The organism is Amycolatopsis acidiphila, assembly GCF_021391495.1.
GTDB classification, from domain to species: Bacteria; Actinomycetota; Actinomycetes; order Mycobacteriales; family Pseudonocardiaceae; genus Amycolatopsis_E; species Amycolatopsis_E acidiphila.
This window is the reverse complement of record NZ_CP090063.1, coordinates 7,597,062-7,618,307: the sequence shown is the minus strand read 5'-3', so window position 1 is coordinate 7,618,307 and position 21,246 is coordinate 7,597,062. Positions and strand designations below refer to the sequence as shown.

Annotated in this window: 23 protein-coding genes and 1 pseudogene; 14 read left to right on the top strand and 10 right to left on the bottom strand. The window is 69.0% G+C overall.

Annotation, left to right across the window (positions count from 1 at the left end):
• Positions 1-128: 128 nt before the first annotated feature.
• Positions 129-608: pseudogene (locus tag LWP59_RS37280) on the top strand (DNA cytosine methyltransferase); the annotation flags it as partial.
• A gap of 159 nt (positions 609-767) precedes the next feature.
• On the opposite strand, the gene LWP59_RS37275 reads toward LWP59_RS37280, so the two are convergent.
• On the bottom strand, positions 768-965 hold the full coding sequence (locus LWP59_RS37275; protein ID WP_167441924.1) for a hypothetical protein: 198 nt from the start codon (positions 963-965) through the stop codon (positions 768-770).
• Positions 966-1,094: 129 nt separating this feature from the next.
• On the bottom strand, positions 1,095-2,300 hold the full coding sequence (locus LWP59_RS37270; RefSeq protein WP_037361642.1) for an IS110 family RNA-guided transposase: 1,206 nt from the start codon (positions 2,298-2,300) through the stop codon (positions 1,095-1,097).
• Positions 2,301-2,800: 500 nt separating this feature from the next.
• Here LWP59_RS37270 and LWP59_RS37265 point away from each other — a divergent pair, with 500 nt between their 5' ends.
• The 5 genes from LWP59_RS37265 to LWP59_RS37245 all read left to right on the top strand — a co-directional run bounded on the left by LWP59_RS37265 (position 2,801) and on the right by LWP59_RS37245 (position 7,101).
• Positions 2,801-3,295, top strand: a complete 495-nt coding sequence (locus LWP59_RS37265; RefSeq protein WP_143271384.1) for a hypothetical protein — start codon at positions 2,801-2,803, stop codon at positions 3,293-3,295.
• Positions 3,296-3,551: 256 nt separating this feature from the next.
• The gene (locus tag LWP59_RS37260) at positions 3,552-4,088 is read left to right on the top strand and encodes a recombinase family protein (RefSeq protein ID WP_158242473.1); all 537 of its coding nucleotides are present in this window, start codon (positions 3,552-3,554) and stop codon (positions 4,086-4,088) included.
• A 173-nt stretch (positions 4,089-4,261) separates the two neighbouring features.
• Positions 4,262-5,086, top strand: a complete 825-nt coding sequence (locus tag LWP59_RS37255; RefSeq protein WP_229857915.1) for an adenine nucleotide alpha hydrolase family protein — start codon at positions 4,262-4,264, stop codon at positions 5,084-5,086.
• 176 nt (positions 5,087-5,262) lie between these two features.
• Positions 5,263-5,538, top strand: coding sequence for a helix-turn-helix domain-containing protein (locus LWP59_RS37250; protein ID WP_101436258.1), 276 nt, complete (start codon positions 5,263-5,265; stop codon positions 5,536-5,538).
• Positions 5,539-5,622: 84 nt separating this feature from the next.
• The gene (locus LWP59_RS37245; protein WP_101436257.1) at positions 5,623-7,101 is read left to right on the top strand and encodes a tyrosine-type recombinase/integrase; all 1,479 of its coding nucleotides are present in this window, start codon (positions 5,623-5,625) and stop codon (positions 7,099-7,101) included.
• 133 nt (positions 7,102-7,234) lie between these two features.
• Here the strand turns inward: LWP59_RS37245 and LWP59_RS37240 are convergent, their stop codons facing one another.
• Positions 7,235-8,713: a helix-turn-helix domain-containing protein gene (locus LWP59_RS37240; protein ID WP_101436256.1), complete on the bottom strand. Its 1,479-nt coding sequence runs from the start codon at positions 8,711-8,713 to the stop codon at positions 7,235-7,237.
• 210 nt (positions 8,714-8,923) lie between these two features.
• Between LWP59_RS37240 and LWP59_RS40545 the strand changes: the two genes are divergently transcribed.
• From LWP59_RS40545 to LWP59_RS37215, 6 genes are all read left to right on the top strand, one after another.
• Positions 8,924-9,049 carry a hypothetical protein gene (locus LWP59_RS40545; protein WP_267903761.1) on the top strand — a complete coding sequence of 42 codons (126 nt, stop codon included), beginning with the start codon at positions 8,924-8,926 and terminating at the stop codon, positions 9,047-9,049.
• Between the two features lie 76 nt (positions 9,050-9,125).
• Positions 9,126-10,688: an asparagine synthase-related protein gene (locus LWP59_RS37235; protein ID WP_101436255.1), complete on the top strand. Its 1,563-nt coding sequence runs from the start codon at positions 9,126-9,128 to the stop codon at positions 10,686-10,688.
• The gene (locus LWP59_RS37230; protein ID WP_101436254.1) at positions 10,685-11,425 is read left to right on the top strand and encodes a class I SAM-dependent methyltransferase; all 741 of its coding nucleotides are present in this window, start codon (positions 10,685-10,687) and stop codon (positions 11,423-11,425) included. The genes LWP59_RS37235 and LWP59_RS37230 overlap by 4 nt, the downstream gene beginning before the upstream one ends.
• 188 nt (positions 11,426-11,613) lie before the next feature.
• Positions 11,614-11,763, top strand: coding sequence for a hypothetical protein (locus LWP59_RS37225; RefSeq protein ID WP_167441923.1), 150 nt, complete (start codon positions 11,614-11,616; stop codon positions 11,761-11,763).
• Between the two features lie 16 nt (positions 11,764-11,779).
• Positions 11,780-12,184, top strand: a complete 405-nt coding sequence (locus LWP59_RS37220; RefSeq protein WP_229857913.1) for a hypothetical protein — start codon at positions 11,780-11,782, stop codon at positions 12,182-12,184.
• Entirely contained in the window at positions 12,153-12,956 is an 804-nt protein-coding gene (locus tag LWP59_RS37215; RefSeq protein ID WP_229857911.1) for a cupin domain-containing protein, read from the top strand. Before LWP59_RS37220 ends, LWP59_RS37215 begins: the two co-directional genes overlap by 32 nt.
• Here LWP59_RS37215 and LWP59_RS37210 read toward each other — a convergent pair.
• The 7 genes from LWP59_RS37210 to LWP59_RS37180 form a co-directional block, all read right to left on the bottom strand.
• The gene (locus LWP59_RS37210) at positions 12,942-13,781 is read right to left on the bottom strand and encodes a hypothetical protein (protein ID WP_233921959.1); all 840 of its coding nucleotides are present in this window, start codon (positions 13,779-13,781) and stop codon (positions 12,942-12,944) included. The genes LWP59_RS37215 and LWP59_RS37210 overlap by 15 nt on opposite strands.
• A 286-nt stretch (positions 13,782-14,067) precedes the next feature.
• Entirely contained in the window at positions 14,068-14,298 is a 231-nt protein-coding gene (locus tag LWP59_RS37205; RefSeq protein WP_101440864.1) for a CHC2 zinc finger domain-containing protein, read from the bottom strand.
• A 37-nt stretch (positions 14,299-14,335) separates the two neighbouring features.
• Positions 14,336-15,583: a hypothetical protein gene (locus tag LWP59_RS37200; protein WP_143271382.1), complete on the bottom strand. Its 1,248-nt coding sequence runs from the start codon at positions 15,581-15,583 to the stop codon at positions 14,336-14,338.
• A 303-nt stretch (positions 15,584-15,886) separates the two neighbouring features.
• Positions 15,887-16,324 carry a PadR family transcriptional regulator gene (locus tag LWP59_RS37195; RefSeq protein ID WP_101436252.1) on the bottom strand — a complete coding sequence of 146 codons (438 nt, stop codon included), beginning with the start codon at positions 16,322-16,324 and terminating at the stop codon, positions 15,887-15,889.
• A gap of 416 nt (positions 16,325-16,740) precedes the next feature.
• Positions 16,741-17,355, bottom strand: coding sequence for a hypothetical protein (locus LWP59_RS37190; RefSeq protein ID WP_144637767.1), 615 nt, complete (start codon positions 17,353-17,355; stop codon positions 16,741-16,743).
• A 92-nt stretch (positions 17,356-17,447) separates the two neighbouring features.
• Positions 17,448-17,855: a hypothetical protein gene (locus LWP59_RS37185; protein ID WP_144637769.1), complete on the bottom strand. Its 408-nt coding sequence runs from the start codon at positions 17,853-17,855 to the stop codon at positions 17,448-17,450.
• Positions 17,848-18,213 carry a hypothetical protein gene (locus LWP59_RS37180; protein WP_144637771.1) on the bottom strand — a complete coding sequence of 122 codons (366 nt, stop codon included), beginning with the start codon at positions 18,211-18,213 and terminating at the stop codon, positions 17,848-17,850. Before LWP59_RS37180 ends, LWP59_RS37185 begins: the two co-directional genes overlap by 8 nt.
• 242 nt (positions 18,214-18,455) lie before the next feature.
• Here LWP59_RS37180 and lanKC point away from each other — a divergent pair, with 242 nt between their 5' ends.
• Together lanKC and LWP59_RS37170 are read left to right on the top strand one after the other, a co-directional pair.
• Positions 18,456-20,996 carry a class III lanthionine synthetase LanKC gene (gene lanKC, locus LWP59_RS37175; protein ID WP_144637773.1) on the top strand — a complete coding sequence of 847 codons (2,541 nt, stop codon included), beginning with the start codon at positions 18,456-18,458 and terminating at the stop codon, positions 20,994-20,996.
• Positions 20,997-21,014: 18 nt separating this feature from the next.
• Positions 21,015-21,170 (top strand): SapB/AmfS family lanthipeptide, encoded by a 156-nt coding sequence (locus tag LWP59_RS37170; RefSeq protein ID WP_144637775.1) that lies wholly within the window; start codon positions 21,015-21,017, stop codon positions 21,168-21,170.
• The last annotated feature ends 76 nt before the right edge of the window (positions 21,171-21,246 follow it).

Here is a 21,246-nt window from a genome sequence, read left to right as displayed (position 1 = left end):
CTGCCGGGATTGCGGCTGGGACGCCCGCTATCGGCGTCCCGCCGCCGCCCGGCGCGCCGTCGCCCGCCACCGCTGCCCACCGCCGAACGCTGCCTCGGATCGGCGAGTCCAGGCGCGGGAGGCACACCATGCCTGAGCGCCACACCAAGGCTGTCGATCCGCTGCGGTTCGTCGCGACCGAAGGCCCGGTCATCGGGTCGCTGTGCACCGGGCTAGCCGGACTCGACCTCGGCGTCGCGTCCGTGCTCGGCGGCCGGATCGCCTGGTACTCCGAGGTCGATCCGCACGCCGCCGCGATCCTCGCCGCGCGGCTGCCAGACGTGGTGAACCTCGGCGATCTACGTGCGGTCGACTTCGCCTCCGTCGCACCGGTCGAGGTGCTCACGGCGGGGTTTCCGTGTCAGGACATTTCCGCCGCCGGTCGGCGCGCGGGTATCGAGAAAGGCGCTCGCAGTGGACTGTGGAGCAGCATCCTGGACGCCATTCGCGTACTGGGACCACGCCTCGTCGTCGTGGAGAACGTCGCCGCCCTCCGATGGAAAAACGGCGGCCTCGACCGTGTACTCGGCGGGCTGGCCGAAGCGGGGTATGACGCGGTCTGGCGTTGCGTACGAGCCGCCGACATCGGAGCCGCCCATCGGCGCGAGCGCGTGTTCCTGTGTGCCGTCCCCCAGCCGGGACGGGATGCGGATGATGCCGACGCCGCAGGCCCGCGACGGCGAGCCACGCGGTCCGGCCGATCCGGCGCGGCGCCGGGCGGGCGGGCATCAGGTGAACCTCAACGACGCGGTCGACTCGGTAGTGAAGCCGGGCCAGTTGTTGCCGACGCCGACGGCGGCGGACTCGCGGTCGGCGGCGATCCAGACTGTGACGAATCCGGGCCGTCCGATCCCGGCGGGGTGCGTGACGCTGACCGATTCGGTGCGGCTGCCGACTCCGACGGCCTCGGACGCGAAGAACTGCACCCACACAACGCACGACGGCGGGCCGTCCCTTCCCGACCGCGCACGCGCACTCAGCACGCCATCGCCACCGGCGAAGGAAATGTGTTGCGCAGCAACACAAATTCGGGGGGGGGTGTCCCTATGTTGTTGTCAAGCGGCAGCGGGGGTACTGGTCGGTTCGGGGTGCCGGTAGTTGGTGCGGCTGCGGAGCATGGCGAACAGGACGTCGCAGCGGCGGCGGGCGAGGCAGATCAGCGCGGCGTTGTGTTTCTTGCCCTCGGCTCTCTTCCGGTCGTAGTAGGTCCGGCTGGTGGGGTCGGACAGGGCTGCGAAAGCGGCGAGGAAGAAGGCGCGTTTGAGTCTGCGGTTGCCTGTTCTGGCGGGGTGTTCGCCCTTGATCGAGGTTCCGGAGCGGTGGGTGACCGGGGCGATGCCGGCGTAGGCGGCGAGGTGTCCGGAGGTTTTGAAACCGGAGGCGTCGCCGATTTCGAGGAGGATGCGGGCGGCGGTCCTGACGCCGATGCCGGGCATCGATGTCAGGACCTGGGCAAGAGGGTGTGCATCGAGTATCTCCTCGACTTCGGCGGCGACGGTTTTCCGTTGCTGCAGCACGGTTTTCAGGCTGTCGGCGAGTCTGGGCAGGATCTTGTCCGCGGCGGCGGTGCCCGCGACGGTGACGGTCTGCTCGTCCAGTGCGGCGAGGATGTCCTCGACCAGTTTTGTGCCCATGCGTGGGGCGTGGGTGGTGGCGATCGCCGCGAGTTTGCGGCAACCGGCCTTGCGGATCCCGATAGGGCCGCCGCAGCGGGACAGGATTTCCAGCACGGCAGAGTGACTGATTTTGGGGCCGAGGACGCGTTCGAGGGCGGGGTGGATGCCGGTGAGCAGGCCGCGGATGCGGTTGCTGACCCGGGTCGCTTCGGCGGCGAGGTCGTCGTCGAATCCGACGAGCACGTCCAGCTCGGCCAGGGCTTCGTCGTCGACGTTGAGCCGGCGCAGGGTGTGGGGCAGGGTGCGGGCGGCGTCGGCGATGACATAGGCGTCGCGGGCGTCGGTTTTGGCGTTGCCCGGGTAGAGGTCGGCGATGCGGCGCATCGCCAGCCCTGGCAGGTAGGCCACCTCGTGCCCGCAGGCGCGGGCCACCGCCACGGGCAGTGCGCCGATCGTGGCGGGCTGGTCCACCACGACCAGGACTGGGCCGTGAACAGTGAGTTTGTCGAACATCGCCCGCAACTTCGGCTCACTGTTGGGCAGCGGAGCGTCGTGCAGCCGTTTCCCGGCCGGATCCAGACCGACCGCGTGATGCTCGCCCTTGCCGACGTCCAAGCCGAGGAACACGGCGTATTCGCTGGTCATCGAAGGTATCTTCCGTCTTGTCGTGCATGGTCACCAGTCGAGCATCAAAGGCCGGCAGCCACGTTACGACGAGACCTACCCAGCGGGCGGCCGTGTCCCTATCAGCGGTCCCTCGATGCCACCAAACCCGGTGACACCACCCCCCGGATCATGAACGCGACTGGGGGACTCAGTCATGCCGGGCCTGGCGACCACGAACTCCTTGATCAGGAGCTACGAAAAAGGTAACGGGGGATTCGTAGCTGTCTTTCCCCGGGTGCGTGGGGCCCTGCTGCCGACACCGACCGCGCACGACGGTTCTTCCAACGGAATCTCCGCCGCGTCACGACAAGGAGGCCCGTCGCTCTTGGACACTCTACGACTTCTGCCGACCCCGCGGGCGACCGACGGCACGAAAGGCTGCCCCGCGCAGCGCGGCTCGAAGGGCGATCTGATGCTGCCCTCGGTCGTCATCGCCGTCACCACGCCCAAGCCGAAGACCCGGGTACGGAAGGAGGTGAGTGACCGTGGCAACCGCCCGCGCCCCGCGCGCCCGCCGCGCCGCCCGCGGTGAACCCGGGCCGGTGGACTGGGGTGAGTACGCCGCCGCCGTGCACCGCTGGGAACTCATCACCGGCCGACCCGCGCCGTACCCGACGCAACCCGGACGGCACGCACGTCCCGTGCTCGCGCCGCCGTTCGTCGAATGGCTCATGGGCCTGCCCCCGGGCTGGGTCACCGCCGAACATCTCGACCTTCCCCGCACCGCACAACTCCGGGCGCTGGGCAACGGAGTCATGCCCCAGCAAGCCGCGCACGCACTACGCCTCCTGCTGGACGACCTGACCCACCTGCACCGTCCGCCCTGCCACCCGTCGGCCAGCGCGACCCGGGACACCAAGACCCGCGCGAGCCGCCCTGCCGCAGCGCGCGGCGGCTCGACGCGCCCATCCGGTGCCGTCCGGGCCTCGACTGCCGCGCGTGGTCGACGCAGCGGTACCTCCTCGCGCCGCTGAACCTGTGGCGCTCCGGGGTGAGGACACCGCCGAGCCCGCCCCGGAGCGCCACGCTCCACCCGCTTCCGCAGCCCGACTTTTGAAGGGGCTCTTCGCCATGCCCATACACCGCAGGACACGCCGCCCCGCGACCCGTCTGCGCCGCTGGGTCCGTACCGCCCGCCACCGCCTCCGCGTCGCGCTGCGATACCGGCGGCCACCGAACCGAGCACTCGCCAGCCACACGCCTTCCGGTGTTCAGCCTGCGCAGCATCCGGTGACGCGACGGTCGGCCGAGGCGATCGCGGTCCTGATCCGCGCGGGCTGGAATGTTCACCACCCGCCATATGGCTACACCACGATGACCGTGACCGGAGCGCAGAGCCGACGCGGTACTCCCCGCACCCGCCTGACACCGGACCCGTGCCGTGCCCCGGTGGTGCAGGACGTCTTCTACTGGCGCGCGGTCACCGGCCTGTCCGTCGAGGACATCACCGCGCGGCTCGACGCCGATCACGGCCGCTACCCGCCGCCCGGGACGCACCTCTCCTGGCCGCCCGCAGCAGTCGCCTCGATCTTGACCAACATCAAATACACGGGCTACCAGGCGACTGGCACCCGCGACGAGAACGGTGCGTTCCGTCCCGTCGAGCAATGGGTGCTGTCCGACCAGCCCGCGCATCGCGCCCTGGTCACCCCCGCGCTGTTCTGGGCCGCGCAAGATCCCGCGACCAGCGTGCGGCGCATCCCGCACCGGCTTCTCACGCCGGTCCACGGATTCGCCGCCCACGGTGACGGGAAGGAGGTGTGGTGATGATGGCATCGCGTCCACCGTCCGCAGCGCGCGCCGCCACGTCGCGCCCGCCGACACGGTCGTCAGCGCGCCGCCGTCCGTCCACGACACCGGCGGCCCACCGATCGGGCACGCCGCGTCGCGAGCGCTATCCCGGTCGGCCGCGCGGCCGATTCCTGAGCCTTGGTGCCGGGGTGCAGAGCCTGTCGGTGTTTCTGCTCGCGTGCGAGGGCCGGATCCCGCGTTTCGACGCCGCCTTGTTCGCCGACACAGGCTGGGAACCCAAGCAGGTCTACGCCCAGCTGGACATCGCACGCCGGATCGGTGCGCGGGCCGGGATACCGGTGCTGACGGTGTCCAATGGCAACATTCGCCACGACGCCCTGAACCCCAACGCACGCTTCGTGACGATGCCGTTGTTCGTCAAAAACCCTGATGGCTCAAGGGGAATGGCGCGGCGGCAATGTACTGGTGACTATAAAATTCGGCCCCTGAAGAAAGCGGTCCGAGAGATCCTCGGCTACCCGCATCCGCTGCGCGTGCCGCGCGGGGTGTTCGTCGACCAGGCCATCGGTATCTCCACTGACGAATTCCACCGTGCCAAGGACTCCGATGTCAACTACACCCGCAACATCTTCCCTCTGCTGGACCTCGGGATGTCGCGTTCGGACTGCCTGGCCTACTTGCGCGAGCGCGGCCTGGGCGACGTGGTGAAAAGTTCGTGCATCGGTTGCCCGTACTCGGGCAACTCCCGGCTGCGGTTCATCCGCGACACCGATCCGCAGGCGTGGACGGATCTGATCGAGTTCGACAAGGCGATCCGCAACGGCAGTCCTCGCGCCAACGCTGAGGGAAAACCGTTGCGCGGCCAGTTCTTCATCCACCGCTCCCTGCTGCCGTTGGACGAAGTCGACCTCGACGCCACCCGCGGCCGACCCGGCATCGAGGAAGACGATCCCGACGGCTGCTCTCCGTTCTCGTGCCGCAGCGGTCCTGCCGCCACGGTGCCGGTGCCGTAAGGGCCGACAGCTGCGTCCCGGGCTTGTCGTGCCGGGCCTGACAGCGTCGCTGGGCGCCGTTCCGGCGTTCCACGCTTAACGCCGTCGGGTGCCCGTTCCGTGTTGGTCAGTGCCCGCGCACGAGAACCCCTGCTCTACCGCCGAACCCACCATCGCCTCGCCGCGAGGAGGTTGCTGTGCACGATCTCGACCGTCTCCGCCCCGCCACACCTGACTCGACAACCACGGCCGCGTCGTCACCGGCGTGGTCGCGCGAACGACTCGGGGACCTCGGCGTGACCACCGACCTGATGACCGCCGCCCGCATGCTCGGCATCGGCCGCACCACGGCCTACAAACTCGCCCGCGCCGGAACCTTCCCGGTGCCGGCGGTCCGCGTCGGCCGCAGCTACCGCATCCCCGTCGCGCGTGTGATCGAGCTACTCGGGCTGGACAAAGAGCCTCATGCCTGACGCTTCCCCTCTGCGCGCACCGGAGCGTCCATGGCCCCTGTCCGAACGCGACACCCACGGATTGCGGGAAAGGAAAAATCCGCGATGACTTTCAAAGGCACCACCTACAAACGTTGCACCTGCACGAAGCCCGGCACCAAGAAACAACTCGGCTCCCAATGCCCGAAACTCAAGCGCGCCAACGGCATGTGGAGTTCCAACCACGGAACCTGGTCGTTTCAAGCCGAGCTTCCCAAAACCCACGACGGGAGCCGCCGCACCCGCAGGCGGCACGGCTTCGCCTCCCAGACTGACGCACAAGAACAACTGGGAAAAATCGCCGATCTCGTCGAACTCGGTGAAGGACGCGGCGACACCGCACTCGCCACGATCGGCGACCTCATCGACAACCGGCTGCGCACCGGCGAACCGTTCCCCACACCGGACGAGGTCGCCCAGCAGCTCGATGCGGGCAACGCCAGCCTCGGAGCCATGCCCACCGTCGGCGAATGGCTGACCAGTTGGATCACCACTCGCAAGAAGATCAGGGAAGGAACCCGGATCGCCTACCAGTTCCACATCACCAACTGGCTGATCCCGCACCTGGGCCACTACCGGCTCGACGCGCTCACCGTCGACCACATCTCCCGGATGTTCGACGCGATGGCCGAACGCAACGACACCATCACCGCAGCCAAGGACAGCGACGACCCCGAGGTCCGCAAGACCGCGCACGGTCTGCGGGTCATGGGCGCGGCCACCATGCAGCGCTACCGCGCCACCCTGCGCGCCGCGCTCAACGCCGCCATCCGCGCCCAGAAAATCACCTTCAACCCGGCCGCCTACGTCGAGCTGCCTTCCGGGCGCCGCCCGAAGGCTCTGTTGTGGACACCGGACCGGGTCGAGCGGTGGCAGCGCACCGGACAGAAACCGTCGCGGGTCATGGTGTGGACACCCGAGCAGATCGGAAAGTTCCTCGACCAAGCAGAGGGGCACCCCTACTACGCGCTGTTCCACCTCATCGCCTACCGGGGCCTGCGGCGCGGTGAAGCCTGTGGGCTGCCGTGGTGGAACATCGAGCTGTCCAACCGGTCGATCACCATCTCCACCGCGATCGTGCAGCTGGGCTGGAAGGCCGAGTTCGGCGAGCCTAAGAGCGAAGCCTCCGGCCGCATCATCGCCCTCGACGAAGCCACCACCCTGGTGCTGCGGCGGCAGAAGAAACACCAGAACGAATTGCGCGCGGCGGCCGGAACCGCATGGTTGGAGCACGAGCTGGTGTGCACCGAACGCGACGGCAGCCCGCTGCACCCGGCCAAGCTCACCGACGCTTTCCACGCCATCGCCGACGCCGCCGAACTTCCGCCCGTGCGCCTGCACGACCTTCGCCACGGGGCCGCCACACTCATGCTCGCGGCTGGGGCGGACCTCAAAGTCGTGCAGGAACTACTCGGCCACTCCACCATCGCGGTCACCGCCGACACCTACGCCCACGTTCTGCCCGAACTGGCCCGTGAGACCGCCGAAGCCGCCGCGTCCATCGTCCCGCGCAACCAGCGGCGCAATCGGCCCACCGCCGCCTGACCTACCACGGGACACCCCGAAACAAGAAAAACCGGGACACGACCATCCACAATGGATGGTCGTGTCCCGGTTTTCTCCGTGCTTTGCTGTGAAGCGCGTCGCCGCGCCCTCCGCGAATCCTTGTGCCGTTGGCTTATCGGGGAAAGAGCGTCGCGCGGTGGGCCCACGCCAGATGCAGCGCTGCGGCGGCACCCGGTGAGAGATGTCCCTGTTCCCGAAGTTCGCGCAGCGTGTTCTCTTCGAACGGGAGAGCGCGGGCCGAGACCGTGCCCTCGGAGTTCGAGCTGACGGCACTGGCGAACATCGTGTCGTAGAGATCTGGCTCGATGACCGCGACCGTCAGGATGTCTCCGCAGAGGGTCAGCGCGTCGAGCGTGAGGCCGAGGCACCAGACCTGGATGGCGCCCAGACGGTAGGCGTCATCGAGCGCGGCGAAGGGTTCGAGGTCGCTGTAGGCGATGGGGTGCCCGCTGCCGTCGTACTCGTCGTGTCCGAGCAGTTCCTCGGCGAGTTCCCGTTCGATGTTGCGCCACAAGGAGAAGTCTTCGGCGACAGCGGCGGGCAGGACGCTGGAGGGCTGGAAGATCCCGGCGGGCATGAGGTGGGTCATGCCACCGCCGCCGGCGACTCGGCCGCCGTCTCGCTGGTGGAGCACCATGCTGGGGGATTCGCCGCCGCGGATCGTGAGGGTGCCGACGGCGCCCATGAGCGGGCGGCGGGACAGGTCGAACGGGTCCGCGATCAGCTTGCGGAAGGCCAGGTTCCGCCACGACGGTTTGGTGGTGATCACCTCGCCGTGTCGATCCCGGGTCAGGTGGTGCAGGGCGGTTTCGTGTGCGAGCGCCTCGTTGGTGTCCATCGAGTCGAAAAAGCCCATGTGCCCGAAGGTCATCCGGATCGTGCGCGCCGACCAGTCCAGCCCGGTCAGCCGGAAGCACAACCTGTTCTCGAACAGGCGCGGCGCGGCGAGTTCGCGGATCGCATCATGGTAGCGGCGAAAACGGTGCGCAGGGGTGGCCAGCGGGCGTACGGCGGAAGTCTCGGGTTCGCCACCGGTAAGCGCGGGGAGGGCGGCGTCGGAGTCCAGCGTCAACGTCACCGCACCCAGAGGTACGGGCGTCGCCGGGATCCAGTCCGGCCGGGTGATGACGCCGGTGTGTACCAGCCCGGGGACGCGGTAGCCCGGGTAGAGGCCCTCGGCGACGAGCGCGAGCGCTCGCCGGGTGCTGCCGAGCGCGGTGCGGACCGCGAGCCACCGCTGCCGGTCCCCGACCACGTCCGGGCTCTCGTCCGGCGCCGCGGACGCGACGGCAGCCCCGGCGGTGTCGGGCGGCCGGCTGGCCTGGATCTGGGGTCGATGGAAACCGAGTTCGGGGATGGAGACGCCGAAGTACTCGGCGAGCAGTCGCTGATAGAGCCGCTTCGGGGATTCCGTCTCCCCGGACTCCCACCGGTACACCGACTTCTTGGTCAGCGTCAGGTGCCGGTTGTGCTTCGTGGTCGCCAGCCGGTTGAGTTCCTCGGCCAGCTCCTGCTGCGACAGGGCCCGCTCGATCCGCAGGGCGACCAAGGTCTCGTTCGGCGAGCGGAACGGGTTCGAGGAGCCAGCCATATGCACACAGTAAGCGAGCCGGGACGCTGGGCAGATGCCGAAGTCCGCTGCCTGTCCCCACAACGTCCACGATTCGGGTACCGCCCGCCCGCCATCCGGGGTCGAACGACGGCAAACGTGCTGGTGAAATGGGGTAAGCGCGTCGATCGGCGCGTTCACCACGGCGGGCCTACCCAGCTTGCCGCGGGTTCAGCACACGAAGGAGTCGAGATGGACCTGGACGCGATGTTCACCGGAGACCTAGTGCTCGGTGTGCCCTCGTCGGAGAGCCTCTACGCACCGAAGATGCCTGGCGACGCCGACGGCAACGACAAGGGCGACCACTGCGCCAGCTGACCGGACGCCCACATCCGCCGCGGCTCGGGCGGCTCGCGCCGCCTGAGCCGCACGGTGGAAAGGACCTGAACCCGACATGCTTTCGTTCCGCCTGGCGCTGAGCGACCTGACCCGACCGGCGTGGCACTGGGATAGCGATCGATGGCGCTGCGGCGAGAGCTGGGTCCAGCCGATCTCCCACCCGGCACTGCGTCACGAGATCGACCACGACGCGCGAGCGACCACGATCCTGGTGCGTGACCTCGCCAGCCCGGTGACCCTGGCAGGACCGGCGCATCCCGTGGAGGGCGGCGACGGCGCGAATGGCACTTCCCGTGGCGACGCACTGGTACTGCAGCTGCAGCCGGGACGGGTCACCCTCACCGCCGGCATCGGCGGCACCGTACCGCTGTATCTGGCCTCCGACGGCGAGGTACTGCACGGGAGCTGGAACCTGCCCGCGCTGCGCGGACTCCTCCAGCCGACCCAGCTACAGGATCGTGCCGTGGCACGCGCCTTGACCAGGCGGCACCGCTACAGCAGCGACACCTTGTTCACCGACGTGACCATGCTGACCGAACGTGCGATCGCGACCTTCACCACGGCGGGCTTCCAGCTCACCTACCCGACCCCGGCCGAACACGTTACGCACGCGCGGGACCTGCGCCCCGGTGCCGACCCTCGCGATGGGCTCGCCTACCTGCTCACGGAGGCACTGCACCCGTGGCGCGCCAGTGGTGCCGCGATGGGGCTGGAACTGTCCGGCGGCCTGGACTCCGCCACCGTCGCGATCGCCGCACACGAGCCCGCAGGACCCGCACTGCGGACCTTCGGGCTCCTTGTCGAGGGAGCCCTCGGTGCCGAGCAGCACCGTCGTCGCGTCGCGATCGCCGACCGCGTCGGCGCGACCGACGACATTCTGCGAGCGCACGAGCATGCCCCGTTCTGCGCCGGCGGCATCCGTGCCAGCGGCGCCGCCCACGATCCCCGCGGCGAGTTTTACCGCGAAGCGTTCGAAGCCCTCGCCGACCGCGCTGCCCACCGTGGCGTCACGATCATGCTGACCGGCAACGGCGGCGACGAGATCATGGCACCCCGCATCGACGAACTGCCCCCACTCCCACCCCAGAGCTTCGCCGAAGTGTCCTGGCTGGGGCCCCGAACCCGAGACGCCGTCGCCGCGATCGACGACAACCTGGCGCCCTCCGCCGTGCTGCCGACACCGACCCTGATGGGGTTCGCGATCCACCACCCCGCCTACCTGCGCGCGGGAATCTGGCCGGTCACGCCGTTCACCCATCCCCGTCTGGTGCGCTTCGCCGAACAGCTCCCGCTCGAGGTCCGCCGCGGCAAGAAGCTCTACCGCGACTTCCTCACCCGCGCCGACCTGCCGTCGTTCGTCACCCACCCCCAGCGCACGGAGCACTTCCGGGACCTCATGCAACACGGCCTGCGCCACCACGGACTACCACTCGCCGAACGTCTGCTCGCCGAAGGCATGCTGCTCGCCGACCACGGCTTCATCGACCCCGACGCCCTGAAGCGCACCGTGCGCGACGCGCATCAGAGCGCTACCGTGCCGTCCGTGCTGTGCGACACCCTCGTCCTCGAAGTCGGCCTGCGCTCCCTGCTGGCCCCGGAACCCGCCCCCGTCGCATGAGCCTGGCCGAGCACAACATCGCCTACCGGCGCCCCGACCTCTACGACGCCCTGACCCGCGACAGCACCGCCGCCGCGACCTGTCAGCGCCTCATCGATGACTACGGGGCCGTCCCTGCCGGGAGCGTTCTCGACCTCGGCTGCGGCACCGCCCGCGACCTGGCGGCACTCGCCGACAGCCACGACTGCGTCGGCGTGGACCTCCAGCCCGCGCTGATCGACCACGCACGACATCAACACCCCGAGTTGGACCTGCGCGTCGGCGACCTGCGCACGATCCGACTGGACCGCACCTTCGACACGATCCTCTGCCTCGGCAACTCCCTGGCATATCTGCACCACAACGATGACATCCGCGCCGCCTTCGCCACGTTCGCCGCCCACGCCCACCGCGGCACCCTGCTGATCCTCGTCACCCAGATCGCCCCCACCCTCATCGCCACACCGACCCGCGGCCGCGTGGAGGCGGCAGGCATCCAGGCCGAGGTGATCACCGAGCACAGCTGGGACGCCCGCACCCAGATCGCCACCCTGCGCCGCACCTGGCAGCTCGACGACGGCACCCCCGAAATCGACCTCATCCGGCGCCGAGTCCTATTCCCCCGCGAACTGGAGCTCCACGCCACCCTCACCGGGTTCCGCCCCGCGGCGTTATTCACCGATCCGCGGAACCACACCGGCCCGCTCACCGGTTCCACCGCGCACTTCGTCGCCAGGTACAACCCCGCAGCGCCATAACCACGAGGGACCGGCGTCAATGACGGAAACTCAGCCGCGCCGAGTTCGTCGTTCACGCCGGGCACTCGCCGCGCCCACCGGCGGGAACTGAGTGTGATCGTGGGTAAACCCGAATGGCGCTAGGCAGCGGCACGGGCATCAGGCCAGCGTGGAGAGGGAACGGCCACGAACGAAGGGGAGCCCTTTTCATGGATGAGCACGATGACCTGGTGATCAGTGTGCGAAGGGTGCCGGTGGTTCGCGACCGAATGGACCTCACACACGGCGATCCCTCCACCTCGGGTGGCGGTGACGGGCACGGCGATGCGGGCGGCGACGGTCTGAACATCCCGGAATAGCCGCGTGGATCACCACTTGGTCAAGGAGATCGAGAAGGCGCTCGGCTGGAGCGGCCCGCAGCCCCTCGGCCAGGGTTTCGCGGTCGGCAGTATGACCGCCCCCGAACTGTGCGCTCGGATCATGACGCCGGCCAAGCTGCTGGATGTGATCATGCGGCGGTCGCTGTCGGCGCCGCAGTTCCGCTGTTTCAAGGGCGGCGACGAGCTCCACCCGGATGCCTACCTCGGCAACGTCGTTTCCCGGCGGGGGCAGAGCATGCCGATGGCACGAATGGACCGGCTCGGCCAGCTGATCGACTCCGGGTGCACGATCGTGCTCGACACGTTGGATGCCTTCGACGCCACCATGGAGATCGCCTGCCTGGCACTCCAGTGGTGGGCGCGAGCTGGTGCAAGTCAACACCTACCTGACGACGAATGACGCGGCGGGATTCAACCTGCACTGGGACGACCACGACGTGATCATCGTGCAGCTCGGCGGCGAAAAGGCGTGGGAAGTGCGCGGATTGTCGCGGCCGGCGCCGATGTACCGCGACGCCGAGCACAACGACGAGCCGAGTGAGAAGATCGTCTGGTCCGGCACCCTGAAGGCCGGCGACGTCATGCACATTCCCCGCGGCTTCTGGCACCAGGCCACGCGCGTCAACCAGGGCTCGGGATTCAGCCTGCACGCCACGTTCGGGTTCGTGAAGCGAACCGGCGTGGACTGGATGAGCTGGCTCGCTGACCAGGCCCGTCAGGACGTGGAATTCCGCCACGACCTCGAGCGCTGGAACGCTCCCGACGAGCAACTCCCACGGCGGGTGACCGAGCTGGCCGCGCGATTCCCGCAGGCCGCCTACCTGACCGCTCGGGAACAGGAACGTCCACCGCGACGACGCGTGGTGACCTCTGGCGTGTTCGGCCCGGTCACCGACGTGGTGTGCCTCACCGACTTCCCGCCGCACATCATCCCGGACGGATCGACCGTACAAGTGATCGCCGTGGGCACGGAGCTGACGTTCGCAGGGCGTGCGGAACCGGCGCTGCGCGCGCTGCTGTCGGGCAACCCGACCAACATCGAGCAGGTCACCGCGGCCACCGGCGTTGACGCGGCGGTACTCGCCAAGGCGCTGCTCGACGCAGGGGTGTGCGCGGAACTGACTGGCGATCTGGCGGCTGGCTATGCCGGATGGTGCTCAGCCAGTACGTAGCTCGGCGAGCAGCACGTCGGCCGCCGCCGTCGCCGGTACGGACAGCGGTGTCGGCGTTCCCCGCCGACGCGCGACGCGGATCGCGTTTGCGCATTGGAGCAGCTGTGCGAGCTTGCCTGACCGGGTTTCCAGGTCGTCGGCGAACTCTCGTTGCACCCGTGCGGCTACCGCAGGGTCGGGCAATGCGGACTGCCACAAGCACGCGGCGTCGTGCCCGCGCGGCGCGAGGCCCCAGTCCTCCCAGTCGATGAGGTGGGCGTCGGTGGACAAGTTCGCCCAGTGCACGTCGGTGTGCGCGGTCGCCCACTCGTCCACCTGGGTATCAACGTCGTCGAAGACCTCGCTGATCCGCTTCGTCAGGTGTGCTTGACTCATCCCGACCCGTTCGGTCGGGTGCGCGGCCAACGCGGTGAGGGACTCGTGCAAGCTCGCCCACCATGCTTTCGGCAGGCCGGCCGCCGTGGCGAGGTCGCCGACCGGCGGGGCTGTGATTCGTTCCAGCTCGTCCGCGCGCCACACGATGTCGCGAGCAGGGTCGGACCACGTGGTGCTCTGATACCAGGCGGGCTTCTTCACACCCCGGATCGTCGCGGCGGCTTCCAGGCCAACCCAGACCGCGCTGTTGATCCGCCATCGCTGACGGCGCTCGATGCGGACCCAGGTGTCGGCGCTCGTGCGGAATCCCTCGGTGGCTCCGTGGATGCCATACACGACGGAGGCCCGGTCGAGGCGCACATCCAGAGCGCGCTCGACTTGGCCGAGCACGTCGTCATGTTGCTGCTCGCGGACGTCGAACACCGTGGGCGTGGGCGAGGCAGCAGTCACGACTCATTCTCCGGCACAGAGTCAGGCTACCGGCCGTCGTCACCGTGAACGAGGTTCGTACGACGGGCGTGGCAAGCTCACGATCACGGGCGTAGCTCCGTGCTGAGCCCCCATCCCGGCCCTCGATCATTGCTGGCCGACTGGACAGCAACGGGCCGAAAAGGGGCAATGCCTGTCCGGCGATAACCGAATCCGTACCTGGGTACACCCTTTCCGGGCCAGCGCTAAGGCAGAGGAATCCGGCCGGATGACCGAAATCCGCCGTCGACGCGTTCGTGTGTCTGCGTCAGGGGCACTGGATGCGGGCGGCGAAGGTGGGCGCCGTGCCGCCTTCGCCGCACCCGAAGCAGTGGTAGGTGCCGTGGGTCGAGCGGACCTGGAAGGTCGTCGACGTACAGAACGGACAGCGGCCGTACCACCGACCGGGACCGTGCTCACGCAGCACGACGTGGCGGGCGACCACGGTCAGGATGTCGCTGCCGTGTGCCGGGTCCGGGGTGGCTGTGGCGGTGGTCATCGCGGCCACCGTAGCGGTGCTGACCGACACTGTGTCGTCACGTGGACTCGGTTGCGGGTGGCAGCGTGAGGGGCTCAGCGCGCTCGTGCAGGGCGGAGTCCCGTCCCAGCGCGGTATGGAAGAACGTCGTCGCGACGACCGAGCAGGGTGCTGGCAGAGCCGTCAGTGCCTTCGGTTCGGCCTCGCCCGTGGTGATCTGCCGGAGGTACCAGCGTAGGCGCTGCAGGACCTGGTTGGTGGCCTCGCGGACGTTGGCCAGGTGTCCCTGGCGGAGTTGCTCGTGCGCACGCCCGGTCGCGATCTCGATCAGGTACACCGCCTCTGCCAGCGTCAGCGTGTCGGCGAGGCGTCCCATTACGTCCCGTTCGAGGTCGTGGCGAGGTGCGGGCAGTCCGTGGTCGTGCAGCGTTCGGATCAGGTAGCCGGTGTTCTCGGCGTGCAGCAGTTTGCGGCACTCGACCGCGCGCTGCCGGTGCCATCGTTCGGGCCATGGGCCGGTCAACGCTGCCACGAGGTCAGCGGCGAGGGCCTCGTTGCGCAGGCTGGTCGGCCCTGGTCCAGGCGCGGTCAACCGCGCGGTCTCGAAGTCCAGCGACACCTCCTGGGTCCGGCTGTGTACGGCGCGATATCCCGAGGACGGGCAGTCCGGATGCGGGAACAACGCCCCCGCTTTGACCAGCTCCCGCAGTCGTGCGCGGCCGTCGAGGTCCGTTCCCGCGTAACGCGGCACCAGCCTTCGCCGCCACCGTTCCAGTGGCGTAGTCGAGGTGAACGCGCTGTCGAAGGGCACCCGGAATACCGCCAGCAGGCTCACCGCCTCCCGCAGCGACAAGGCCGCCACCTTCACCGGCGGCTGCTCGTCGTACCAGCCGTGGTCCTCGCGCCACCGTGTCACGGCGACCGCTCGGTCCGCCGCGTCGACCGCGGACGCGCGGCACGGTGCGCACGCCTGGACCTCGCTGGCCTCCAGCAGCTTGAGCACCTTCTGATAGTCGGGCCGGTTGTCGACATGGACACGGGCACCGCAGCCGGGACACGACACTGCCGGAACATGCGCCCGGACTCGCTTGCGCAGATAGTAGGCCAAGCCCGGGATCCGTTCTCGGGCTAGCGCCGGGCGCTCGTCGTAGGCCCGTCGCTCCAGATCGCCGACTTTGTAGACGAACTTCCCGTCGGCATCCAGGAGCCAGTAGTCCCGGGCCAGCTGCTGCTCCCACGGATCCTCCGTGACGAACTCCAGCACCGGACGCCGATCGCGCTGCCCCGATTCCTTTAGACCTGACACCGCCCGCTCACCTCGCACCCGGCCATCACGGACGACAGCACCGATGGCCGTTCGCCCTCGATCCGTGCCCGCATCACCCTCGACGGTAGTTCGGCATAGAGACGAGTCACCGTATTGACCCAGCAAGCGGCATGGCGAACGAACCGGGCGGTCCACCGATCGCCCGAGCCTGACGCAACGGCGGCAGTGGTGGTACAGCCACAGGATCATCCGTGCCCTGCTGGCGTGCCAACGGGCACGTCGAAAGACCGCGCCGGACGGGCAGCCACCCCAGCCGATCGGCGGACGGCCCACGCGGGCTCCTCAAGGCCCGTCGTCGGAGCCCAACACAGCCTCGACCAGCGCATCCACGTCGAACTCGGCGCCCGGCACTCCGGGCACGTCCAACAAGTCCGCCACCCTGAACAACGGATCGCCCGCACCCAGGTCCAACACGACGGCCACCGCACGCAAGCGCTCAGCGACCACCGTCTCCCGCCGCATCACGCCCCACTGCTCGGCCAACGCCCGACCGGCATCAGTCAAGGCGAACCAGCGCCGTGGTGTCCCGTGCCGTGCGGGCTCGACACGCGCCTCCCGCACGAACCCCCGCTCCGCCAACCGCGCGAGCAACTTGTAGATCGACGGAGCCCGCAGCCCGGTCAGCCGAGCGATCTCAGCGCCGAACGACTCAAACCCGGGCGAATGCGTGATCGCCGAAAGCACCCGCGCTGAAACAATCGAGTAGTTAATAGTCGACACAGTTGATCATAGAATCGCCAGCCCGGAGATATATACCGAAAATTCGAGGCAAAACTGATTCCCAAAAGGCGGATAGCGGTGGACCCGGGGCGCGGCACACCGCGCACCTGCGGTGGCCTGCGATGGGTACCCCCAGGCCGATGTCGGTCTCCGATTGGGCTCCGTTGCTCACAGAGCACCCGATACGCCGCGACACTGCCCGACATCAGCGCACGCGAAAAATGCCGCCTGACCTGCACGGATTAGCCCTGGGCGGCACTATGCGACACTCGTTGACACGGCAAACCCGGGGATTAAAAGTCCGCAGCTCTACCAATTGAGCTAACGGCCCGTACCCGCAGTCTAGCGGGGGGTCGTCCGTCGGCCGTCATGGTGGGTCGGTGACGTTTCGGGCATCACCCTCACGCCCCCGACCCCTACGCCGGGACCGGGGACGGCTGCTGAGCGACGCGGCGCACAGCCACGGTAACCCCGCCGAGGATGAAGACCGCGATGCCGGCGAAGGCCAGCAAGCTCCACCCGTCCGGGTGGACCACCGACTGGCCGCGCAGGGCCTGCCAGGTGAGCACCAGGATCAACGCCAGGTAACCGACCGCGCCGGCCCGGACGCCTGGGTGCTCCAGCCGGGCAGCGGCAGGCCGGGACCACCGTCCGGGGCGCCGACCGTGTGCGCACCCGTGATCGGGGAATGGGGGACGGCGCGCTGCTCCCGCGGCGGCGTGAACATCAGCGTCGCGACGGCCATCCCGACGAGTGCGAGCCCCAGCCCGGCGCGGACCGCGCTCGCCTGGGACTTTGTCGCGCAGCCGCTGGAACGACAGTACCGCGGCGACGACGGCGGGGGCGAGGAACGCGACGTAGGCGCCGGTGGCCATCAGGTTGCGCAGCGTCCGCTCGGTCTCGCCGGCCAGGTTGAAGTGCATCCGCCGGCCCCGCACGACGGTCTGCACCACGATGAGCGTGATGTCCACCGCGAAGACGGTGCTCATCCACCGGCCCCACCGCCGCGCCCGCGGCAGCAGGTCGATCATCCACGCCAGCGTTAGGCGTAGATCGTGAACTTGAACGTCTTGGTCCAGATGGGCTGGTTGAGCAGCTTCCGCTGGTCGAAGAACAGCTCAGCTCACGCCTGCGAGACGCGCGCCGTCCGGCGGAGCCACAGCAGGCCGATCACCGGCAGCACCAGCGGGATGAACAGGTACCCCTCGCCGTAGCCCGACCACACGGTCGCATCCGGGAACGCCTTGCGATCGAAGACGCTCAGCGTGCCGATCGTGAGCACCCCGAGCAGCTCGACCGACAGGCACACCAGCGCCACCCGCCACGGCGTCGAGCCCGAGCGCGCCAGCGCCACCGTCGCGACGATGTAGATCACCGCCGCCACCGCGGACAGCACGTATGCCAGCGGCGCCTCGGCGAACTTCGTCGAAATCTGCACCGCGGCCCGCGATGTCGCGGCCAACGCGAAAATCGCGTACACCGCCACCAGGATCCGACCGGGCCCGGTCGCCGTCCGCCTCGGTTCAGGCACTCGCGCCTCCCCAGATCTCGTGCAGCCGCAGCACCATGACCGAGATCGCGATGCACGCGACGCCCAGGATCACCGTGCTCGACCGGCTGCGCTCGGCCAGTGCCCACGCGGCGCCCGCCGGGATGATCACCAGCGCGCCGATCAGGTACGCCAGGAACGTCACCAGGTTCCCCGGATGCCCGCCGCCGATCAGCAGCACGATCCCGATCACCAGCTGCGCCACCACCAGCACCTCGACGACGGCCAGCCCGGCCAGCAACGCGCGCTGTGGTTCCCGGTTCCGGGCGGCGAGCAGGAAGCTCCACGCCGCGACGAACAGCGAGGCCACCGCCACCGCCACCGCGAAACCCGAGATCACGAGCCGAGCTTAGCCGGGAGGCCCGGACGGCGGATTGCGTGCCTACTCGTGGGTGAACCAAACCGGCAAAAGTGTTGCAGAGGGAAAAGTTACGCGGCCATTTGGGTGACGAAGTCGTCACAGGTTGTCCCCCTTACCTATTGGTAACACGGGACTTTGGTCCCGAATAACGCCGAAACGGCGTATTGGCAGTACGGGGGGCGGCGGGTGCAAAATTAGCGACATCGCCCGAGGAGTTTCAGATGGATCTTCGATATGAGGCTTTCTGCTTCGTCGATCCGCTGTTTTTCGACGAGCAGCGCGGCGGCGGGGAAAACGGTGAAGAATTCTCCACCGCGGTGCCTGTTCCTGCGCATGGCTGGGTCTGCGCCGAGCGGGGGGTCTGGCGCTACCTTCGCCGAGCTGTTGGAGATCTTCCCTTGCAAGGGTGGAAAATTCACGTGTCCGGCACGCCGGCGAACGCTGGCCGGGTGCTGCTGGAGGTCTCCCGCTACTGCTTCGCGCACTCGATTTCGTTCAAGCACCTGCGTACTCCGCAGATGGTTCTCGCCAATAATTCGAAGTACGCGCCGCGCGAGGGCAGCGGCAAGCTGGCCACTATTTATCCGCGCGACAACAATGAACTGAAACGTGCACTTCATGGACTGTCCGAAGTTCTTTCCGGTGAGCCAGGGCCGTATATCCTGAGCGACCTCCGCTACGGTGAAGGTCCACTCCATGTCCGTTACGGCGGGTTCACCGAGCAGTGGGTCGAGGCCGACGGCCGAAGGGTGCTCGCCGTGTGCAAGCCCGACGGGACACGTGTGCCCGACGAGCGCACCCCGACGTTCAAGCTGCCGGACTGGGTCACCCTTCCCGACTGCCTCGAGCCGCACCTCGCCGCGCGCCGCCAGGGCAACCCCGCCGACTTCCCGTACCGGGTGACCTCGTCGCTGCACTTCTCCAACGGTGGCGGTGTCTACCTCGCGCAGGACAAGGCCGACGGCCGCGAGGTGGTGCTCAAGGAGGCCCGCCCGCACGCCGGCCTGGACCGCGACCACGTCGACGCCGTCGCCCGCCTGCACCGCGAGCACGACGTCCTGCGCAGGCTCGCCGGCATCCCGGGCATCCCCGCCGTGCACCGGCTGTTCACCGTCTGGGAGCACCATTTCATGGCGATGGACCGCGCGCCCGGCTTGTCCCTCGGCTCGTGGCTCGCCCACCACTATCCGCTGACACGGCGCGACGCCGACGACCGCGACCTGCCCGCGTACGCCGAGCGCGCCCGGGCGGTCCTCGGACGGCTCGAACGGCTGCTCGACGCGGTGCACGAGCGCGGCCTGGTCTTCGGCGACCTGCATCCGATGAACGTCCTGGTGGACGAGGACGACCAGGTCTCGCTGGTCGACTTCGAGCTCGCCTTCCCCGCAGACGGCGACACCCGCCCCGCGCTCGGCGCGCCCGGGTTCAAGGCCCCGCCGGGTTACACCGGCGTCGCGATCGACGAGTACGCCCTCGCCGCGCTCGGACTGTGGATGTTCCTGCCGCTCAACGCGTTGCTCGAACTCGCGCCGGGCAAACTGCCCGGGCTGCTCGGCTTCGTGCGGCGAAGATTCGGCCTGCCCGAGGACCACGCCGCGGGGCTGCTGCGCCCTGGCATCCCACCCGCCGCCACCGAACTCGACCAGCCCGAACCCGACTGGGCACTCGTACGCAAGTCCATCGCCACCGCGATCCTCGCCGGTGCGACCCCCGAACGCACCGACCGCCTCTTCCCCGGCGACATCGAGCAATTCCAGGTCGGCGGCGCCTGCTTCGGCGTCGGCGCGGCAGGAGTGCTGCACGCGCTCGACATCGCGGGCGCGGGCCGGTATCCCGAGCACGAGCAGTGGCTGCTCGACTCGGTCCGCCGCGAACCGCCCACCCGCCCCGGCTTCTTCGACGGCGCCCACGGCATCGCTCACGTCCTCGAGAACTTCGGCCACTCCGACGAGGCCGGCCGCCTGCTCGACGAATCGGCAGGACTGGTCGCGCAGACCAACGACCACAGCCTGAAGTCCGGGCTGGCCGGCATCGGCCTGAACCTGCTGCACTTCGCCGACAGCCGCGGCGACCGGGACTTCCTCGCGCAGGCCGTCCGGATCGGCGCGCGGCTGGCGGAGCGGACGCCCGAACCGCCGGGGAAGTTCGCCAAGGCCGGGCTGGTCAGCGGCTGGTCGGGGCCCGCGCTGCTGTTCGTGCGGCTCTACGAGCACACCGGCGACGCGGTGTGGCTCGACCTCGCCGACCGCGCCCTCACCCGTGAGCTCGAAGAGTGCGTGCCCACCGACGACGGCTCGTTGCAGGTTCGCGACGGTGAAGCCCGCACACTGCCCTACCTCGCGGTCGGCAGCGCCGGGGTCGCGATCGTCGCGGAACACCTGGCCGCGTACCGGCCTGCGGCCGAAAGCGTCGCGAAGCTGCCGGGGCTGCGCGAGTCCTGTCGTGGTGAGTTCGTCATCCATCCCGGCCTGTGCTACGGCCGGGCGGGGTTGCTCGCGGCGCTCGCGATGGGCCGCCACCGCGGCCACGACGACACCGCCGAGCGGGCGATCGCGCTGCATCTGTCCCGGTTCGCCTGGTACGCCATGCCGTTCCGCGGCGGGATCGCCTTCCCCGGCAACCAGCTGCTGCGGCTGTCCCTGGACGTCGAAACCGGTGGCGCCGGCATCCTGCTCGCGCTCGCCGCCGTCTTCGACGACCGCCCCGTGCTGCCGTTCCTCGGCGGCCCCAGAACTTCGGTCCGACCGGACCGGGGAAAGTGACAAGAGAAGGGCAACACCATGGATCTCGTTCTCGACCTGCAGGCAATGGAAGCCCCCGAAGCCCTCGAGGGCGGCGGCAACGGCGGTGGCGGCGGCCACCCGATCAGCAACCTCAGCCTGCTCGCCGGCTGCGCGAACAGCACCCTGAGCCTGCTGGGCTGCAGCACCATCTGACACCACGCATGAAAACGGTGGGAGCGGCGCAGGCCAAGTGCGCCGCTCCCACCTCCCTCGTACCTTTCAGGCTCGG

Bases quoted from the DNA above. Each gene is read 5' to 3' on its own strand.
- LWP59_RS37270 (WP_037361642.1), bottom strand. From the start codon at position 2,300: ATGACCAGCGAATACGCCGTGTTCCTCGGCTTGGACGTCGGCAAGGGC.
- LWP59_RS37245 (WP_101436257.1), top strand. From the start codon at position 5,623: ATGACTTTCAAAGGCACCACCTACAAACGTTGCACCTGCACGAAGCCC.
- LWP59_RS37240 (WP_101436256.1), bottom strand. From the start codon at position 8,713: ATGGCTGGCTCCTCGAACCCGTTCCGCTCGCCGAACGAGACCTTGGTC.
- LWP59_RS40545 (WP_267903761.1), top strand. From the start codon at position 8,924: ATGGACCTGGACGCGATGTTCACCGGAGACCTAGTGCTCGGTGTGCCC.
- LWP59_RS37235 (WP_101436255.1), top strand. From the start codon at position 9,126: ATGCTTTCGTTCCGCCTGGCGCTGAGCGACCTGACCCGACCGGCGTGG.
- LWP59_RS37230 (WP_101436254.1), top strand. From the start codon at position 10,685: ATGAGCCTGGCCGAGCACAACATCGCCTACCGGCGCCCCGACCTCTAC.
- LWP59_RS37225 (WP_167441923.1), top strand. From the start codon at position 11,614: ATGGATGAGCACGATGACCTGGTGATCAGTGTGCGAAGGGTGCCGGTG.
- LWP59_RS37205 (WP_101440864.1), bottom strand. From the start codon at position 14,298: ATGACCACCGCCACAGCCACCCCGGACCCGGCACACGGCAGCGACATC.
- LWP59_RS37190 (WP_144637767.1), bottom strand. From the start codon at position 17,355: ATGATCGACCTGCTGCCGCGGGCGCGGCGGTGGGGCCGGTGGATGAGC.
- lanKC (WP_144637773.1), top strand. From the start codon at position 18,456: ATGGATCTTCGATATGAGGCTTTCTGCTTCGTCGATCCGCTGTTTTTC.
- LWP59_RS37170 (WP_144637775.1), top strand. From the start codon at position 21,015: ATGGATCTCGTTCTCGACCTGCAGGCAATGGAAGCCCCCGAAGCCCTC.